The sequence below is a fragment of the Thalassovita autumnalis genome (assembly GCF_001458255.1).
Taxonomy (GTDB): Bacteria; Pseudomonadota; Alphaproteobacteria; order Rhodobacterales; family Rhodobacteraceae; genus Thalassobius; species Thalassobius autumnalis.
In genome coordinates this window covers 1-18,588 of the sequence record NZ_CYSB01000040.1, presented here as the reverse complement: position 1 = coordinate 18,588, position 18,588 = coordinate 1, and the positions used below count along the sequence as shown (strand labels likewise).

16 protein-coding genes are annotated in these 18,588 nt (G+C 59.7%); 9 read left to right on the top strand and 7 right to left on the bottom strand.

Annotated features, from left to right (window positions below; genetic code table 11):
- Window positions 1–29: 29 nt before the first annotated feature.
- Window positions 30–536, bottom strand: a complete 507-nt coding sequence (locus TL5118_RS16815) for an SH3 domain-containing protein (protein ID WP_058244022.1) — start codon at window positions 534–536, stop codon at window positions 30–32.
- Window positions 537–689: 153 nt separating this feature from the next.
- Here TL5118_RS16815 and TL5118_RS16810 point away from each other — a divergent pair, with 153 nt between their 5' ends.
- Window positions 690–1,676 carry a 2-hydroxyacid dehydrogenase gene (locus TL5118_RS16810; protein ID WP_058244021.1) on the top strand — a complete coding sequence of 329 codons (987 nt, stop codon included), beginning with the start codon at window positions 690–692 and terminating at the stop codon, window positions 1,674–1,676.
- A gap of 142 nt (window positions 1,677–1,818) precedes the next feature.
- The gene (locus tag TL5118_RS16805; protein WP_058244020.1) at window positions 1,819–3,156 is read left to right on the top strand and encodes a S41 family peptidase; all 1,338 of its coding nucleotides are present in this window, start codon (window positions 1,819–1,821) and stop codon (window positions 3,154–3,156) included.
- A gap of 33 nt (window positions 3,157–3,189) precedes the next feature.
- Here the strand turns inward: TL5118_RS16805 and TL5118_RS16800 are convergent, their stop codons facing one another.
- The 3 genes from TL5118_RS16800 to panC form a co-directional block, all read right to left on the bottom strand.
- Complete coding sequence (locus TL5118_RS16800; RefSeq protein ID WP_058244019.1) at window positions 3,190–4,107, bottom strand: pirin family protein; 918 nt, start codon at window positions 4,105–4,107, stop codon at window positions 3,190–3,192.
- A 262-nt stretch (window positions 4,108–4,369) separates the two neighbouring features.
- Window positions 4,370–5,179, bottom strand: a complete 810-nt coding sequence (gene panB, locus TL5118_RS16795; protein WP_058244018.1) for a 3-methyl-2-oxobutanoate hydroxymethyltransferase — start codon at window positions 5,177–5,179, stop codon at window positions 4,370–4,372.
- A complete protein-coding gene (gene panC, locus TL5118_RS16790; protein ID WP_058244017.1) occupies window positions 5,176–6,021 on the bottom strand; it encodes a pantoate--beta-alanine ligase in 846 nt (281 codons plus the stop codon). The genes panB and panC overlap by 4 nt, the downstream gene beginning before the upstream one ends.
- 273 nt (window positions 6,022–6,294) lie before the next feature.
- Between panC and TL5118_RS16785 the strand changes: the two genes are divergently transcribed.
- Window positions 6,295–8,802, top strand: a complete 2,508-nt coding sequence (locus TL5118_RS16785; protein WP_058244016.1) for a GcvT family protein — start codon at window positions 6,295–6,297, stop codon at window positions 8,800–8,802.
- A 51-nt stretch (window positions 8,803–8,853) separates the two neighbouring features.
- Here the strand turns inward: TL5118_RS16785 and TL5118_RS16780 are convergent, their stop codons facing one another.
- From TL5118_RS16780 to TL5118_RS16770, 3 genes are all read right to left on the bottom strand, one after another.
- A complete protein-coding gene (locus TL5118_RS16780; RefSeq protein ID WP_058244015.1) occupies window positions 8,854–9,942 on the bottom strand; it encodes a M24 family metallopeptidase in 1,089 nt (362 codons plus the stop codon).
- Window positions 9,943–10,023: 81 nt separating this feature from the next.
- The gene (locus TL5118_RS16775) at window positions 10,024–11,610 is read right to left on the bottom strand and encodes an ABC transporter substrate-binding protein (RefSeq protein ID WP_058244014.1); all 1,587 of its coding nucleotides are present in this window, start codon (window positions 11,608–11,610) and stop codon (window positions 10,024–10,026) included.
- Between the two features lie 80 nt (window positions 11,611–11,690).
- Window positions 11,691–12,356, bottom strand: coding sequence for a helix-turn-helix domain-containing protein (locus TL5118_RS16770; RefSeq protein ID WP_058244013.1), 666 nt, complete (start codon window positions 12,354–12,356; stop codon window positions 11,691–11,693).
- Window positions 12,357–12,515: 159 nt separating this feature from the next.
- Between TL5118_RS16770 and TL5118_RS16765 the strand changes: the two genes are divergently transcribed.
- The 6 genes from TL5118_RS16765 to TL5118_RS16740 all read left to right on the top strand — a co-directional run bounded on the left by TL5118_RS16765 (window position 12,516) and on the right by TL5118_RS16740 (window position 18,427).
- On the top strand, window positions 12,516–13,562 hold the full coding sequence (locus TL5118_RS16765; protein WP_179945294.1) for an ABC transporter permease: 1,047 nt from the start codon (window positions 12,516–12,518) through the stop codon (window positions 13,560–13,562).
- A complete protein-coding gene (locus tag TL5118_RS16760; RefSeq protein WP_058244011.1) occupies window positions 13,559–14,461 on the top strand; it encodes an ABC transporter permease in 903 nt (300 codons plus the stop codon). Before TL5118_RS16765 ends, TL5118_RS16760 begins: the two co-directional genes overlap by 4 nt.
- Window positions 14,458–15,300 carry an ABC transporter ATP-binding protein gene (locus tag TL5118_RS16755; protein WP_058244010.1) on the top strand — a complete coding sequence of 281 codons (843 nt, stop codon included), beginning with the start codon at window positions 14,458–14,460 and terminating at the stop codon, window positions 15,298–15,300. Before TL5118_RS16760 ends, TL5118_RS16755 begins: the two co-directional genes overlap by 4 nt.
- A gap of 1 nt (window position 15,301) precedes the next feature.
- Window positions 15,302–16,048 (top strand): ABC transporter ATP-binding protein, encoded by a 747-nt coding sequence (locus TL5118_RS16750; RefSeq protein WP_058244009.1) that lies wholly within the window; start codon window positions 15,302–15,304, stop codon window positions 16,046–16,048.
- A gap of 10 nt (window positions 16,049–16,058) precedes the next feature.
- Window positions 16,059–16,559: a GAF domain-containing protein gene (locus TL5118_RS16745; RefSeq protein WP_058244008.1), complete on the top strand. Its 501-nt coding sequence runs from the start codon at window positions 16,059–16,061 to the stop codon at window positions 16,557–16,559.
- 269 nt (window positions 16,560–16,828) lie between these two features.
- Window positions 16,829–18,427, top strand: coding sequence for a hypothetical protein (locus TL5118_RS16740; protein ID WP_179945293.1), 1,599 nt, complete (start codon window positions 16,829–16,831; stop codon window positions 18,425–18,427).
- The last annotated feature ends 161 nt before the right edge of the window (window positions 18,428–18,588 follow it).

The window sequence follows — 18,588 nt, the reverse complement described above, 5'->3', positions numbered from 1 at the left end:
AACATTAATGGGTCCTGAGCCTGGCGCGATTACTCTTTCAGCTCTTCCGGTCCGACGCCCCACATGGCGTTTTTCTTCGCCCAGCCGCGATAGCCCCCGGCGCTGAGGCGGCACCATTCGGGGCCGCATTTTTCCAGCCGGGCGATCACGCCCAGTTCCAGCCGGGCGGAAATGGCGGTCTTGGCGTCCGGGCGGACATGCAGCGCCAGCATGTCCTGATCCACGATCACATGGCGCATGCCGGACAGCAGCGCGTAATGCACCCAGCCGCCAGCCCCATCACGGTCCCGCACACGCCGCCAGTGGCCATATTCGGCGGTGATCTCAACCGGCATGTTGCGGCGGGTGAACACCCAGTCAATTCGGTGGCTCAGCGACGGGCCGCGGCGCACATTGGCCTCCGCCGCCTTGACCGAAACATAGCGCGGCAGTGGCAGGTTGGTCACCGGTCCACGCTCTTGCGCGCCGCCCAGTGTAGGCAGACCAGACAGCATAACAGCGCCCAACAGGGCGGACACCAGGGAACGGCGAAACATCGCAGATCTGTCCTCATTTTGGGCGAGGCGGCAGCGCATTGTTGCGATCGCCTCGACTGCTCGTGAAATATTATTGCGCCCCCCTTGTGGCCGGGCGCGTTATCCCGCACTGTGCCATCAACGCGCCGGTTTTTGAAGAAGGGGAAGGCCAAGATGGCATCTGGACGTCTGAGTGTTGTTGTGACGCGACGCTTGCCCGACGTGGTAGAAACAAGGTTGATGGAGCTGTTCGACGTCAAATTGCGCGCCGATGACACCCCCATGAGCCGTGATGAAATCGCTGCCGCCCTGCGAGAGGCGGATGTGTTGATTCCCACGCTGAACGACCGCATTGACAACAGCCTGATTTCTCAGGCCGGGCCGCAATTGCGCATGATTGCCAACTATGGTGCCGGTGTGGACCACATCGATGTGGCCACCGCCCGTCAGCGCGGGATCCAGGTGACCAACACCCCCGGCGTGCTGACTGATGACACCGCTGATATGACCATGGCGCTGATCCTTGCGGTCACTCGCCGTATTCCCGAAGGTCTGGCGGCGATGCAGACCGGTGAATGGGATGGCTGGGCGCCCACGGCGTTCCTTGGTGGCCGGGTGGCCGGGCGCCGTCTGGGCATCCTTGGCATGGGGCGTATCGGTCAGGCCGTTGCCCGCCGGGCCCGCGCCTTTGGCATGCAGGTTCATTACCACAACCGCCACCGCCTGCGCGAAGAGACCGAGGCAGCGCTGGAGGCCACCTATTGGGAGAGCCTGGATCAGATGGTGGCGCGGATGGATGTCCTGTCGATCAATTGCCCGCACACGCCCTCGACCTTCCACCTGATGAACGCACGTCGTCTGAAGCTGATGAAGCCTTCGGCGGTGATCGTGAACACCTCGCGTGGGGAGGTGATTGATGAAAACGCGCTGACCCGTCAGCTGAAATCGGGGGCTTTGGCCGGCGCAGGTCTGGATGTGTATGAACATGGTTCCGAAGCGAACCCGGATCTGCGCGCCATGCCGAATGTGGTGATGCTGCCGCATATGGGCTCGGCCACCGAAGAGGGCCGGGTTGAGATGGGTGAAAAAGTCATCATCAACGTGAAAACCTTTGCGGATGGCCACCGTCCGCCGGATCTGGTGCTGCAAGCGCTGGACTGATCTTGCTGGACTGATCTGGCCTTTCCAAAAATCAATGAGTGCTGAAACGGGGTGACAGGAAACTGTCGCCCCGTTTTCACTTGATGTGCCCCGGTTCGCGTGCCTATCTCACGCACAGATTGCATTTCTGCGGAGTGATTTGATGACGCGTGTTTTTCCTGCCGTTGTGACGGCAACCCTGGCTATGGTGCAGCCGGCTTTTGCAACCGATACCCTTGATGGCATCTGGAAATCCGAAGGCTACGGCTTCTGGCTGAGCCTTGCGGGCGATCAGGCACAGCTGCATCAGGTCACCGCGGCGGGCTGCGTTGAAATGGCTGAAATTGGCGCGATGCACCGCGACGGTCTGACCGCGGATTTGCATGACATCGTCGTCAGCGGCGCGGGGGCGCTGCTGGGGCCCCTGCAGGGCGGACTGGCCTTACAGGGCGACATTCTGCTGCTGGATCTGGCCAAGACCAATCACATCCCCTTCACCCGGCAAGAGGCCTTGCCTGCCAGCTGCGATACGCCGCTGAGCACGGATGCCCTGGCCAGTTTTGACATGCTCTGGCACGGGTTTCAGGAACATTACGCCTATTTCGACTTGCGCGGTGTGGATTGGGATCAGATGCGTGCAACCTACCGGCCGCATGTCACAGCCGAGACGGATCCGGAAACCCTGCTCAACATCTTCATCCAGATGCTGGGGCCGCTGCGCGATGGTCATGTGTCGCTGATCACCCCTGAGGGTCAGATCGCCGATGATGTGTTGCCCGACTGGGCCGAGGGCCTCGGCGCGCAGGGCATGGTGGATGTCATGCGAAACGCCTTTGCGCTGCATGTGCCCGAGGACAGCAGGCCCGCGGATTCTATGGGGCTGGGGATGACGGCGGATGGCTTAGGTTACATGACGCTGATCAATTTTGATGAGGCGCTGGTGGCAGGTGATCTGTCGATGGCGTCGATCATGGGGGACTTCCTGGCCAACCATCCCGACATGAAGGCCCTGGTGATCGACACCCGGGTCAATTTCGGCGGCAGCGATCTGGCGGGCTATGCCCTGGCGGCGCAGTTGACCCAAAAACCAGTGGAAATTGGCAGCAAAGCCGTCTGGCAAGACGGACACTGGCTGGCAGACACCGCGCTGCGGATTGAGCCGGGGCAAGAAGGGGCGATCTGGGATGGGCCTGTCTATCTGCTGACCAGCGGCGTGACGATATCCGCCGCAGAAACCTTTGCCCTCGCGTTGTCGCATTTTGACAATGTGACTGTGGTGGGCACCCCCAGCAATGGCATCCTGTCTGACATGTCCTTTCTGGCCCTGCCAAACGGCTGGGCAGCGTCCCTGTCAAACGAGCGTTACCTGAACGCAGCCGGGCAGAATTTCGAAGGGCAGGGCGTGCCGGTGGACATCGCGGCGCCGGTCATTCCTGAGGAAATCGCCAATGGCCGGGATCGCGCTTATGTAGCGGTGCTGGAGCATCTGGCCCGGAATTAAACCCGGACCAGACAAGAAGTGGCGTCAGGGCCTTCACGCCCCGGCGTCATGTTTGATGAAGGTGCCTTTGTTCAATTCATCAAAGGCCTGCATCAGCTCGGCTTGTGTGTTCATCACAATGGGGCCGTGCCAGGCCACAGGCTCCTGAATGGGGCGCCCTGTCATCAAAAGGAAGCGCAGCCCCTCATCGCCGGCCTGCACGGTGATTTCATCGCCGGAACCAAAGCGCACCAGCGTCCGGTTGCCGCTTTGATCGCGGAAGGCCAGTTCCTGCCCCTGATATTCCTTCTCCACCTGAATACCGATGGGATCGGAGGCATCGCGGAACCGGCCCGATCCGGCAAAGACATAGGCCAGCGCATTGGCGCGGGTGTCGACCTTGAATGTCTTGCGCCGACCCGCAGGGACCGAGATATCCAGCAACATCGGGTTGGCAGCGATGCCATCCACCGGGCTTTTCTTGCCCCAGAACGATCCGATCAGCACCTTCACAACGGTGCCGTCATCATCCACCTCCACTGGCAGATCACTGGCACCGATGTCCTGATACCGCGGTGTGGTCATTTTCAGATCACGCGGCAGATTGGCCCAGAGCTGAAACCCATGCATTTGCCCCTTGGCATCCCCCATCGGCATTTCCTGATGCACAATGCCAGAGCCTGCGGTCATCCACTGGATGGAGCCAGGGCCAAGAATGCCCTTGTTGCCCAGGCTGTCGGCATGTTCCACCTCCCCCTCAAGGACATAGGTGATGGTTTCAATGCCGCGATGCGGGTGCCAGGGGAAGCCTTTGGAATACAGCCGCGGATCATCATTGCGGAAGTCATCCATCATCAGGAAAGGGTCGGTCAGGCTGGGATCATCAAAGCCAAAAACGCGGTGCAAATGCACGCCGGCGCCTTCCATGGCGGGCTGGGACTTCGAGGTGGCTACAACGGGTCTGAAGGTCATGGGCTGTCTCCTTAGCTTTGCCAAGGATATGGCCCTGATGCGCCGGGTGACAAATCCCCGTTTCTCCACCGAGTCTGTGCGTTAATGCGCAGGTCAATTGTGCGCCTGCGGCGCGCTGGATCTCTCGGCCCTTGTGGGGCCTCGGGGGGCCTCCGGCGGGAGTATTTAGGGAACGATGAAAGGGCGGTTCATCTTGCCGAAAATACTCCGGGGAGGCCGATGTAGTCGGGCGGGGCAGCGCCCCATGCGCCGCTGATTGGGTTTACTTGTATGTGTGTTCCGGTCCGGGGAAGGCGCGGGTTTTGACCTCATCAGCGTAGTCTGACACGGCGCGGTCAATGGCGGGGCCCAGATCGCCATATTGTTTAACAAACTTCGGTGTCCAGGCGTTGAGGCCCAGCATGTCCTCCAGCACCAGGATCTGACCGTCACATTCGGCAGAGGCGCCGATGCCGATGGTTGGGATCGCGACCTGTTTGGTGATCTTGGCCGCCAGCGGCTCCACCATGCCTTCGAGCACCAGCGCGAAGGCGCCTGCCTCGGTCACGGCTGCAGCGTCAGCTTCGTGCTGGGGCCAGCTGTCTTCTTCGCGGCCTTGGGTTTTGAACCCGCCCATGACGTGGCTGGACTGCGGGGTCAGGCCGATATGGGCCATCACCGGAATGCCACGTTCGGTGAGAAAGCGGATGGTTTCGGCCATGCGGGCACCGCCCTCCAGTTTCACCGCGCCGCAGCCGGTTTCCTTCATGATGCGGGCGGCGTTTCGGAAGGCGACGGCGGGGCTTTCCTCGTAGGTGCCAAAGGGCATATCGACCACCACCAGTGCTTTCTGGGTGCCGCGCACCACCGCCTTGCCATGCATGATCATCAGATCGAGCGGCACACCGACGGTGCTTTCCATGCCGTGCATCACCATCCCCAGGCTGTCACCAACCAGGATGAAATCGGCGTATTTGTCGACAATCGCCGCCGTATGGGCGTGATAGGAAGTGAGGGAGACAATCGGTTCGCCGCCTTTGCGGGCGCTGATCTGCGGGACGGTGGTGCGGCGAATAGGGGTTTGGCTGCTCATGGCTGGATCACCTTTTGATCGATCAGGAGGATATCTGAAAACTGCACCGACAGCATCACCGCCAGCGGCTGGGTAAGGGGGCCTTCGACCGGCTCCAATGTGTCGGGTGTAACCGTGTCGAGGCCCTTGAGGCTGGCGCGTGGCTCAGAGGCGATGATCGCCTCAATCAAAGCGCGGATCGCCGCGACGCTGGTGCCGGTCTGGGCCAGATCCGCGGCGGCGTTCAGTGCTTTGCTCAACACAACCGCAGCGGCGCGGTCAGCATCGGTGAGGCGTGCGTTGCGCGACGACATGGCCAGCCCATCGGCCTCGCGCCGGGTGGGGCCGCCAAGGATCGTGACGGGCACATGCAGATCCGCGACCATGCGTTTGATGACCTGCAGTTGCTGGTAGTCCTTTTCGCCAAACACAGCGACATCGGGCTGCACGATATTGAACAGACGCGTCACCACGGAAGTCACGCCGCGAAAATGGCCGGGACGGACCGCGCCGTGCAGGATATTGGCCAGGCGGGTGGTTTCGACGATGGTTTCATGGCCCGGCGGGTAGATCGTTTCCACCTCGGGCAGGAACACCACGTCGACGCCGGCCGCTTGCAGCATCGCCAGATCGCGGGCTTCATTTCGGGGGTAGTTTTGCAGGTCTGTGTCTTCACCGAATTGGGTGGGATTGACGAAAATAGACACTGCGACAAAATCTGTCACCTCACGGGCGAGGGTCACCAACGACATATGCCCGTCGTGCAAGGCGCCCATGGTCGGCACAAATCCCAACCGCTTGCCGCCGGTTTTCAGCGCGGCAACGGCGGCGCGGGTTTCTTCGACTGTGCGGCAGATCTTCACGCCACGCCCCCCTTTGATCCTCTCCAATCTCCCCCGATTGGATTTACCGTATATTTACGGTGCTTGCTGCGGCGCGGCAAGGGGGCGGACGTTACGTCGCATTTTGCAATTGGGTTTCGCAATGGGGATCGCTGCCTGTTTGCGACCGCACTTTGCAAGCGCGTGTCGGTTTCGCACGATCAGAGGTCGGCTGGGTCAGGCGCGGCTTGCCAGAACGCGGCATGATCGCGGAAAATCAAATTGCACAGCTGTGTCCATCGGAGGGGCCCGCCTATGAAAACCCAAGTCAAAGCTCTTGTTGTCGGCGGTGGCGCCGTTGGCACCTCGATCGCCTATCACCTGGCCAAGGCCGGGTGGGATGACGTTATGCTGATCGAACGCGATGAGCTGACTTCGGGGTCGACCTGGCACGCTGCGGGCCTGTTGCCGCTGTTCAACATGTCCTATGCCACCACCCACATTCACCAGTATTCGGTGGATTTCTACAAGACGCTGGAGGAAGAGACCGGGCTGAACGCCGGTTTTGCCGTGGTGGGCAACCTGCGGATGGCGCAGACGCAGGAGCGGATGGATGAGTATATGCTTTACGCCTCCACCGCCGAGACCTGTGGCGTGAAATACGAATGGCTGAGCCCCGATCAGATCAAGGAACGCTGGCCGCTGATTGAGACCTCTGATCTGAAGGGCGCGATCTATCACACTGAAGATGGCTACATTAACCCGGCTGACGTGACACAGGCGATGGCCAAAGGCGCCCGTCAGCGCGGGGTGGAGATCCACCGCAAGATGCAGGCCGATGATTTTCATTGGACCGGCACCCATTGGGAGGTCACCTGCACCAAGATGGTGGAAAAGGGTGGCAACCTGGTGGAATCCGACGAAAAGGTTGTGATCACCGCAGAACACGTCGTAACCGCTTCGGGCAACCACGCGCAGCGCACCGCCAAGATGCTGGGCATCAAGATGCCGGCGATCCCGGTGGAACACACCTTCATCGTGATGGATCAGGATCCTGAGCTGGTCAAATGGCGCGAAGCGGGCAATGCCGAACACCCCGTTGTGCGTGATGCGGATGCGCAGTCCTACGCCCGTGAGGAACGGGGCGGCTGGATTCTGGGTATCTATGAGAAAGACGCGCCAGCTCGGTTTGAACACGGTGTGCCCGATAGCTTCCGCGCCGATCTGTTCCCGCTGGATCTGGACCGGATTGCCGAACAGTACATGAAGATGACCGAACGGGTGCCGTCCTGCGCGGAATCCGGCCTGAAAGACGATTTCAACGGCCCGATCTGCTACACCCCGGATGGCAACCCGCTGGTGGGTCCGGCTCCGGGCCTGCGAAACATGTGGCTGGCCGAAGGTTTCAGCTTCGGGATCACCGCGGCGGGCGGCACCGGCTATTACCTCGCCCAGATGATGGTGGACGGGGAGGCTGAGATCGACATGGCCTCGCTTGACCCGAAACGCTACTCCTCCAACTGGATGACCACCGAATTTGCCGCGCGCAAAAACGAAGAGTGCTATGAGCACGTCTACATCCTGCACCACCCGGATGAGGAGCGCCCTGCTGCCCGGCCTTTGCGGACTTCGCCGGCCTATGATCGTCAGAAAGAACGCGGCGCGCAGTTTGGCTGGGTCAACGGCTGGGAACGTCCGAACTACTACGGCCCGCTCAATGCGCCAGAAAACTTCGATGAGGAAAGCCGCAGCTTCCGCCGTGGCAAATGGTGGCAATATGCCGTGGAAGAGGCCAAAGCGATCCGCGAAGGTGTGGGCCTGATCGACGCCACCGCCTTCACCAAACATGTGGTCAAAGGCCCCGGTGCCACCCAGTTCCTGGACTGGTTCACCTGTAACAAACTGCCGAAGATCGGCCGCATTAACCTGACTTATGCGCTGACCAGCCACGGCACCACCCGCACTGAATACACCATCGTGCGCAATGGCGAGAATAACTATTACCTCGTCTCCGCAGGGGCCTGGACGGAATATGACGCCGATTTCCTGCGCAAAGCGGCCGAAGACAAGATGGAAGAGTTCGGCTACATTGAGATCCAGGATGTCACCACCCAGTGGGGCGTTTTCGCCATCGCAGGCCCCAAGGCCCGCGACGTGCTGAAAGAAGTAATCGTCGATGCAGACCCCGAAACCGCGCTCAGTAACAAGCGGTTCCCCTGGCTGTCGGCGCGCCAGATCGAACTGGGCATGTGTCCGGTGAATGCGATCCGTGTGGCCTACACGGGTGAACTGGGTTGGGAGCTGCATCACCCGATTGAGATGCAGAACTACCTGTTCGACCTGCTGGAAAAAGCCGGTGAGAAGCACGGTATGAAACTGGTGGGCGCGCGGGCGCAAAACTGGCTGCGTCAGGAAAAATCCTACCGCGCCTTCGGCACCGAGTTGGGGCGTGATGCGACGCCTGCTGAGGCTGATCTGCCGCGCTTCATCGATCTGGAAAAAGACTTCCACGGCAAAGAGGCGATGCTGGAAAAAGGTGTGCGGGTGAAATGCTGCACCCTGCTGATCGACGGGCCAGAGGATGCCGACCCTTGGGGCCGCGAGGCGCTTTACGCCGAGGATGGCACCCGCGTTGGGCGCCTGACCTCGGGCGGCTATTCGGTGGCCTTTGAGAAATCGATCGGCATGGGCTACGTCACGCCGGAACTGGCGGTGGAAGGCACCAAGCTGAAGGTGAAAATTCAGGATAAGCTGTGGGATGCCACGGTCACCTGTGACAGCCCCTATGATCCAAAAAACGAAACCATCCGGGTCAACGGCTGATAAAGAAAGGGCGCCATGCGGCGCCCTTTTTCATTTTCGGTGATGTCTTCGTCAGAACATGTCACGCGGCAGTTCCGAAAAGATCTGATTGCCGCCGTCGCGCAGGATCACAATCTCTTCCAGACGGACCCCAAACTTGCCGTTGATGTAGATCCCCGGCTCGATTGAGAAGACATTGCCCGCCTCCAGCACATGATCAGAGCCACCGCTGATATAGGGCGGTTCATGCACATCGATCCCCAGACCGTGGCCGGTGCGATGCAGGAACTGCGGGCCGTAGCCTGCGTCGGTGATCACATCGCGGGCGGCCTTGTCGATATCGCCCGCAGTAGCCCCGGGTTTGGCGGCGGCCAGAGCGGCCTGCACCGCAGCCTCCACGGTGTCGAAGACCTCCTTATAGGCCGCATCGGGTGTGCCGAAGAAGCCGCAGCGCGTCATGTCCGAGGGATAGCCGTTCAACCGGCAGCCGGTGTCGATCAGCACGGCCATACCGTCGCTGAGGGTGGCGTCGCTCGTGTGGTGATGCGGGAAGGCGCCATTGGCGCCAAAGCCGACGATGGTGAATTCGGGCGTGGCGCCATGCGCCTTGTAGTGATCGCGAATGACGTTTTGCACATCGCGCTCGCTCATCCCGGCTTTCAGGCTGGCAAAGGCGGCTTTTACGGCCTCATCATTCAGCAGATGCGCGGCTTTGATGGCGTCGTATTCCGCGTCATCTTTCATTGCGCGCAACCGGCCCACCGTATCTTCGGTGAAGCGGCGGCTGGGGCTGTCCATGGCATCCAGCAGACGCAGGGCAAAATCCGCCCGCATCGTTTCGTCCAGCACCACGCTGAGGCCGGCGCTTGTGGCACCGCATGCCTCTAGCAGACGGTCAAGCGCCGCTGCCGGACCTTCGGCATCGGACCAGGGTTCAAACGGAAGATCCGTCGCCTGCCGGGCAGCATCCGCGTTCAGCGCGGGCATCAGGAAACCGGCGTGGCTCTGGCTGACAAGCAGCATCACCGGGCGTTCATCGCCATGCGGGTTCACGCCGGACAGCCACATCATATGGCTCGACGGCCCCAGCGCGACCAGATCGGTGTTGGTTTCTGCCATGCGGGCCCGCAGGCGGGCGAGGCGGTCATCATAAAGGCTCATCAGATTGTCCTCTTGAGCGAAATGGAAAAAGGGCCGCAAGGGTTTCCCCAAGCGACCCTGCCGACGGGGAGCTTATGTCGGTTAGTCTTTGTCTACCAGACGGTAGAACACAAAGTCAGAGGTGGCGCCGTTCACGTAGCCGCTGACATTTGTGTCCATAGCAACCTGATAGGCGGCCTGGAACATGATGACGATGGGCGATTCCTTCTGAACCTCGGCCTGCAGATCGCGGTAGATCTCCAGACGTTTTGCCGGATCGCTTTCGGTCAGTGCCATCTTGGTCTTCTTGTTCAGCTCATCCGGCACCGCCCAGGCATTGCGCCAGGTGGTGGTCGCCGCATAGGAGCCGTCCGAGTTGTCGGAGTTATAGGCAAAGGCCTTGGCGTTGGAATGCGGATCCATGAAGTCCGGGCCCCAATAGAGCAGCATCGCCTCATGGGTGCGTTCGCGGTATTTGGTGATCACCTGGCTGCCGGTGCCGGGCAGGATTTCAAAGGAAATGCCCGCATCAGCAAAGCTGGCCTGTAGCGACTGCGCCATATCGGTGAAAGGTGCTGCGTTGATCACATCCAGTTCCACCTTGATCGGTGTTTCGATGCCCGCTTCGGCCAGGATGGCCTTGGCTTTGGCAGGATCATAGCTGAACGGAGTCTCATCGTAGGAGCCGGGGAAGCCTTTGGGCCAGAAGGCCTGGTGCACTTCCATCTGACCTTTGATGATCGAGTTGGTCATGCCTTTGTAGTCAACCAGGTAGCGCGCGGCCTCCCAAACGGCGGGGTCGGTCAGGCTGTCGGTTTTCTGGTTGAACGACAGGAAGTGTACCGCTGCCTGCGGGAAGGTATCCACTTTGATTGCGCTGGCGTCGAGGCCGGCGATCTGATCCGGGGTCAGGTTACGGGCCAGATCGATGTCACCGCTTTCCAGCATCAGCTCCTGCGTGGCGCTCTCGGCGACGTGGCGGATGATGACGCTGTCCATCTTGGGGGCGCCTTTGAAGTAGTCGCCATGGGCCGACATCCGCACCAGCTGTGCCGGGCGGTAGGCGTCCAGTTTGAACGGGCCAGAACCCGCAGCGTTTGCGTTCAGCCAGGCGTTGCCCATGTCGCCGTCAACTTCGTTGGCCATGACGGTTTTCATGTCCACGATCGAGGCCGGGCGCGCCGCCAGAACGTTCAGAACAAACGCCGGTGAGAAGTCACCTTCGTATTTCACGGTGACCACATTGCCTTCGGCGGTGACCATCTGGTCCACATTTTCCGGGGTCCAGCCCAGCTGGGCCAGAATGAAGGCCGGGGTCAAGTTCAGCTTGATCACACGACCCAGCGAATAAACCACATCAGCCGGGGTGACCGGGTTGCCGGAATGGAAGGTGGCATCTTCGCGGATGGTGAAGGTGATGGTGCGGCTTGCTGCATCCATCTGCCAGTCGCTGGCGATGCCGGCGGCCAGTACGGTCGGGTCTTCAGCGTCATATTGCACCAGACGGTCATACATGTTGGTGACCAGCTCGCCCGAGGTGAACTCATAGGCCTGAGCCGGGTCTATGGCGACGATGTCGTCAATGTTCTGCGCCACAATCAGCGCATTGGGTGGCGTGTCAGCCAGGGCAGCGCCAGCCATCGGCATCGCCATGACCGAAGCCAAAAGGGCAGACTTCAACAGTTTCATGTCTTTCTCCTCCAGGGTGTTCGTTATGTTTTGTTGGCGCCTGAGGCCGCGAAGGTGCTGCGGCATCAGGGCGGGCTTATTCAGGGTTTGGCGTCGCTGGTTGCCAGTTCCGGCAGGTCCATGCGTGATTTGCCTTTCAGGACGCTCAAGGTGCCGGTCCATAGGATCCGGGCATCGCGGGCGGTGGGGTTGGACCAGGCGTGGGGCGTCTGGCCGCTGTAATGCAGGCTGTCGCCGGCGCGCAGGCGGAAGGTCTGGCCGTCCAGCATCTGCTCAATTTCGCCGTCCAGCACATAGATGATTTCTTCGCCCTCATGGCTGACCACTTCTGATGCGAACCCTGCGGGCACATGCAGGATGTAGCTTTGCAGCTCGGCACCGGGGAATTCGGCATTCAGCGCCTCATAGGTGGTGTCAGACCCCGGCACATTGAACCGCGGCCGGGTGTCGTGGCGGGTCAGCGCGTCAGAGGGTTTCGGGGTCGCCACGAAATATTCCAGATCAACCTCCAGCGCGGCGGCGATCTGCGCCAGCGTGCCCAGCGTCGGTGTGGCATTGTCGCGTTCCACCTGGCTGAGATAGCCCACCGACAGCCCCGCCGAATTGCACAGCGCCTGCAGGGTCAGCCCCATCTGTTTGCGCCGCTTGCGGATCAACGCACCCAGCTTGGGGCCGGTTTTCGCGGCTTTGCTGCCCGGCGCCTGAGGTGTCGCTTGTGGGGTCGCTTTTGGGTCTTGCTCTGCCATGGGGTCCTCCGTCTCGACTCAGAGGTTAGTAAAAAAATTTTTGTGATGCAAAAATTTTTTGCCAAACTTTGCAAAGAACTTTATGGACGGCGCAGAAAATGATGCATCCTGCAGGGCAGGGCGTGCCCGTCGACAAGACAGATCAGAGGAGAGAACCTCTTGTCCAACAATGGAAATTCCAAAAGTAAGCTGCTGAGCCTGCTGACGGGAATCGCCGGTTTCGCCTTTGTGGTGGTGCTGACGTTTCTTGGCCTGCTTGCGATCACTTTCTTTATTGGTCGCGTGGTGCCAATCGATCCGGTGCTTTCGGTGGTCGGTGATCGCGCCACGCAGGAACAATATGATGCGGCGCGCATTGCGATGGGGCTGGATCAGCCCCTGTGGCGGCAGTTTCTGACCTATGTGACAGATGTGGCGCGCGGTGATTTCGGCATGTCGATTTCCACCAACCGCCCGGTGGCTGAGGATCTGGCCCGCGTCTTTCCCGCCACGCTGGAGATGGCCACCCTGGGAATCATCATCGGTGTTGTGCTGGGGGTGCCGACCGGTGTTTGGGCGGCTGCCAAACAGGGCACCTGGGTGGATCAGATCATCCGTGTCTTTGCGCTGCTCGGCTATTCGGTGCCGGCCTTCTGGCTGGGTCTGGTGGGGCTGGCGGTGTTTTACGCAGGCCTTGGCTGGGTCGCGGGACCGGGCCGGGTGGATATCTATTACGAGGGCCTGGTCGATCCAGTTTCAGGCGTTTTGCTGATCGATGTGCTGCTCATTGGCGACACCGAGGTGTTCTGGAACGCCCTGTCGCATTTGGTGCTGCCGTCGCTGATCCTTGGCTTCTTCAGCCTTGCCTATATCGCGCGGATGACCCGTAGTTTCATGCTGGACCAGCTGGGGCAGGAGTTCATCACCACCGCCCGTGTCAAGGGCGTTTCGGAATGGAAGGTGATCTGGTCCCACGGGTTCAAACCGATCCGGGTGCCACTGATCACCGTGATCGGCCTGTCTTATGCGGCGCTGCTTGAAGGCTCCGTCATGATTGAGACGGTGTTCAGCTGGCCGGGCATTGGCAACTACCTGACCCACGCGCTGCTGAACGCGGATATGAATGCCGTGCTGGGCGCCACGCTGGTGATCGGGGCTGTGTTCATCTTCATCAACAAAATCTCGGACGTGCTTTACCGCGTCCTCGACCCGCGGAGCAAATCATGACGACGATTGACTGGCTTCTCGCTGACTCGCCTACGTCACGGCTGCAGGCCAATGCCGGGCGGGCCTATCGCATGCTGCGTGCCCTGATGCGCAACCCGCTGGCGGTGATCGGCGGGATCATCATCCTGACCCTGATCTTTGCCGCGGCCTTCGCCCCCTGGATCGCACCGGAAAGCCCGCTGGGCCAAAATCTGGAGGCCCGCCTGCTGCCGCCATCGGCCGAACATTGGATGGGCACGGATGAGTTGGGTCGCGATATCTTCAGCCGGGTGGTCTATGGCGCCCGTATCACACTGGTGATCGTGGCGCTGGTCGCGCTGATTTCCGCGCCGCTGGGCCTGATCATCGGGGCGGTTTCGGGCTACTTTGGTGGCTGGACCGATAAGGTGCTGATGGGGCTGACTGATGTGTTCCTGTCGATGCCCAAGCTGATCCTTGCGCTGGCTTTTGTGGCCGCGCTGGGGCCGGGTATTGAAAACGCGATCATCGCGATTGCCATCACCGCATGGCCGGCCTATGCGCGGATAGCGCGGGCGGAAACGCTGACCTTCCGCAATTCCGAGTTCATCGCCGCCACCCGCCTTCTGGGGGCCTCCCACAGCCGGATCATCGTGCAGCATGTGCTGCCGCTGTGTACCTCATCGATGATCATCCGGGTGACGCTGGATATGGCCGGGATCATTCTGACCGCGGCTGGGCTTGGCTTCCTTGGCCTTGGGGCGCAGCCGCCACTGCCGGAATGGGGGGCGATGATTTCCCGCGGTCGGACCTTTATTCTGGATCAATGGTGGGTGGCCACAATGCCGGGCTTTGCCATCATCCTGGTCAGCCTTGGCTTCTGTTTCTTGGGCGACGGGCTGCGCGATGTGCTGGACCCGAAACAGGGGGGCAAATCATGACTGCGACAAAACCTTTGTTGGATGTTGAAAATCTGCGCGTCAGCTTCCCCACACCGACAGGACCGGTGGAGGTTGTGAAAGGTCTGAACCTGAGCCTTGGCCGGGAACGCCTTGGGATTGTTGGAGAAAGTGGATCGGGCAAGTCGATGACCGGCCGTGCCATCCTGCGTCTGATCCGCAAACCCGGCAAGATGACCGCGGATCGGCTGGCCTTCGACGGGGTTGAGCTGCAGGGGTTGAGCGAACGCAAGATGCGTGATCTGCGCGGGGCGCGGATTTCGATGATCATGCAGGACCCAAAGTTTTCGCTCAATCCGGTGATGACTATCGGCTACCAGATTGCCGAAGCGCTGAAAGCCCATGAAAACCTCAGCCGGCGCGACGTGCAGGCGCGGGTGATTGAGATGCTGCAGGCGGTGCGCATTAACGATCCTGAACAGGTGGCGCAGATGTACCCGCATCAGGTCTCGGGCGGGATGGGGCAGCGGATCATGATCGCCATGATGCTGATCCCACGGCCCGATCTGCTGATCGCGGATGAACCTACCTCGGCCTTGGATGTGTCGGTGCAGGGGCAGGTGCTGGATCTGATTGATGAGCTGGTGCGTGAAAAGGGCATGGGGCTGATCCTGATCAGCCATGACCTCAATCTGGTGGCGCGTTATTGCGACCGGATCATGGTGATGCACGCGGGCCAGGTGGTGGAAACCTGCGCGGCCAAGGATCTGCATAAAGCGCAGCATCCTTACACACGTGGCCTGCTGGCGGCGGTGCCACAAATGAAAGAAACCCGTGAGGTTCTGCCCGTGCTGGACCGCAGCCAATGGGGGGGCACTTGAGATGGGTAATCCGGCTATACTGCTGAAAGATCTGGATATTTCCTATGGCTCCACCAAGGTGGTGCGCGATGTGAACCTGTCTGTCGCCGAAGGCGAAAGCTTTGCACTTGTTGGCGAAAGCGGTTCGGGCAAATCAACGGTGTTGAAGGCCATCGCCGGGCTTGCGCCCGATTGGACCGGTCAGATATCGGTGCTGGGCCAGCCGCGCGGCCACGGGCCGGACAGCGGGTTTGCCAAGACCTGTCAGATGGTGTTTCAGGATCCCTATGGCTCCCTCCATCCGCGCAAAGTGGTGGATGCCGTGCTGCGGGAACCGCTGAAAGTGCACGGGCTGGGCAACCGCGATGCCCGCATTGCTGAGGTGCTGAATGCCGTTGGGCTGGACCAGCGCTTCCGCTTCCGGTTTCCGCATCAGCTGTCCGGTGGTCAGCGTCAACGGGTGGCGATTGCCCGCGCGCTGATGCTGGAACCCAAGGTGATGCTGCTGGATGAGCCGACCTCCGCCCTGGATGTTTCGGTGCAGGCGGAAATCCTGAACCTGTTGAAACGCCTGCGCGCTGAACAGGGGCTGACCTATCTGATGGTCACCCACAACCTGCCTGTGGTCAGCTTCATGTGTGACCGTATGGCTGTGATGAACAAAGGTGAGATTGTCGAAATTGCGGATGCAAAACAATTGCATAGCGGCGACTTCTCACATGACTATACCCGTGAACTCTATGCCGCCAGCGGCGCAGAGGCCGTATGAAGGACGTGAAATGAGTACCCCTGAGATCACCGCAGCCCTTGCGACATTTACCGAAAACCTCAGCAGAGCGACCACTGAGGCCGAAGCCTATGACGCCCTGTCCGCGCTGACAGCCGCGACCGTTGGGGTGAAGCTGTTTACCATTATGACCGTGGATATGGAGGCGCTGCTGGCCCGGCGCGCCTATACCAACCGGCCGAATGCCTACCCAACATCGGGCACCAAGCCGATCGTTTTTGATGACTGGTTTCAATCGGTCCACAAACGGCATGAGACGTTTGTTGCCAACACCTTAGAGGATATTTCTAAAGTGTTCGGTGATTATGAGCTGATCGGGGAACTGGGCTGCGGTTCGGTGGTGAACCTGCCGATCCTCAACAAGGGGGAGCTGATCGCGACGATCAATATCCTGCACGAAGAGCAGTTCTACACACCGCAAAAGGTTGCACTGGCGCAAGAGGTCTTGACCCTGCCGGCTTTGGCCGCGCTGGCCTTGGCGCGACAGCTGTAACTTGGGTCAGATCGCCCCACGTGGGGTGCGGCGTCTGATCAAAAGGGACCCCGGTGCATCACGCTGAAGCATTCCGGGTTTTGGGACACAAAGCTGACCCCTGTTGAGATTTTCCTCGGCAGGGGTTTGATTTTTAATGAGAAAATTTGATAAGCGATCAGCAGCTTTGTGGGAGTTTTGTCCCGGAGCAACATATCGCAGAAAAATGAAATCGAGACTTTGGTTTTGCAACTTTTGGCCAATGTCTCTGTTGGCTCGTGGAGGCCGTCTTGTCAGAACGAAAGAGGAAAAAGGGCTCTCTCGTGGTCAAGTTTATTCCACAACTCTCGTTGGAGGTAGTGTATCCTCCAGCCGGATCAAAAATCAACCTCAATACCTGTGCCGATCCCGATTGCGGCAACTATGGTGTTGGGCCGGATTTCTCCATCCCAGTCTTCAAAGGGCCGAACGCGGCACAGCGAAAACTCGTCGCATCCACCAAAATTCCTGCGCTCGTCAGTGGGGCCGGAAACTACACGCTCAGCGCTGATGACAGGAACCAACGTGTTTCCCAAGCCTTCGAATACAAGGATGATCCAGCGCAATGGGACGATGGCCGGCAATTGATTTGCCATCACAAGAAGAGAAACCGCACTTGCGAGATTTCATTCAACCTTCTGTCCAATTCACACTTCGAGGAAGAGTTCGACCGCTTAGAAACCCAAAGCGGGAAGCTTGAGGGGCCGGTTTGTGGGAATTGTGGGACACGATACTTGGAGCACCCGGAGGAGTTCATCTTCAACGGCACTCATGGCAAGATACCTGTCGGAGGGAACCGCAGAAAACCGAAACCTGCCGCGTTTCGGATCATCCATCAGCCCTGCAAGGGAAAGCCTGGAGCGAGACTGTCGGTTTCTCTCGATCACCAGAACCAGAAAAATCAACACGACAATGTTCGCCTGCTGCGTGCGCTGGTCAATGACGCCAGCATCGTCGGCTTGCGCAGGTTGTTGGCAGACCCCGACACTGGAAAGCTCTGCGGCGTCAGTCGCGTATACAATCGAATTTTCTGGCTGGAAAAGACTTTGCTTGCATTTGAGCGCGCCAAGCTCAGAGAATGGAAGGCCAAGCAGGAGGCCGCAGGAGAGTTCCGTCATATGCGCGTTGCGCATGATGACATAATGATCAATGTCAATTGGGAGAGCCGCGAGGACAAGCGTCTGACAGGCCTTCAATGCTCGGTCAGCGCTGACATTCGTTCGGGGTATGTGTTTAGGATGGATGCCAACTTCGATCCGCGGGTGGATCCGGTCCAGTTCTTTGAAGAAAACTACATGTCTGAAGACGGAGAGTTGAAAAATCTCCGCAAAGAGTATGTCCAGAAGTCAGGGAAGACTTTCACGGCGCCACTCCTACATTTTCAGCGGCCAAGCGGTCGCTTTGACGAAGCAGCATTGTTTGCCAGCGCAGAAAGCCAATGGCGCGTGTTTTCGAGCCGGGTTCTGAAGTCCTTTGAAGCTGACCCGAACAACATCACTCCTATCCCAGACGGCGTTCAGGAAAAGCTGCGGCACTCTCTGGAGAGGCGGCAGCTGTTGGACGAAATCCGCAATGGGTATTTTTGCTTCCAAGAGACCAATCGTGATTTTCGCGGCAGTTTCAACGGAATTATGGTGAAGAGAACTTACACCAAGGCTGCGCATCTTGCTTGCCTTCGAGATATGCTGCCATCTGGGAAAATAACCCTCGTTGGTGAGCAGGAGGCAACGATGACCCGGGTTGTTCCACATGTCTTTCGAGACATGATAAATGAAGATCTCTTCGTATCCGTCCGGTGTCCCCGCTCTGACGGCGTGATGGAGTGCCTGCTAGATGTCCACCATCGATAGTGGACATCTTGAGGTGAGCGATGGCGGGCAAGAAAGGCCAGAAGAAGCGGGTTTGGTCGGACGAAGAGAAGCGGTCGATTTGCACGCAGGCGGGGGTTCCTGGGGTCTCGGTTGCGCAGGTTGCCCGGCGCTACGCGATGAACACCAACCTGATCCACAAA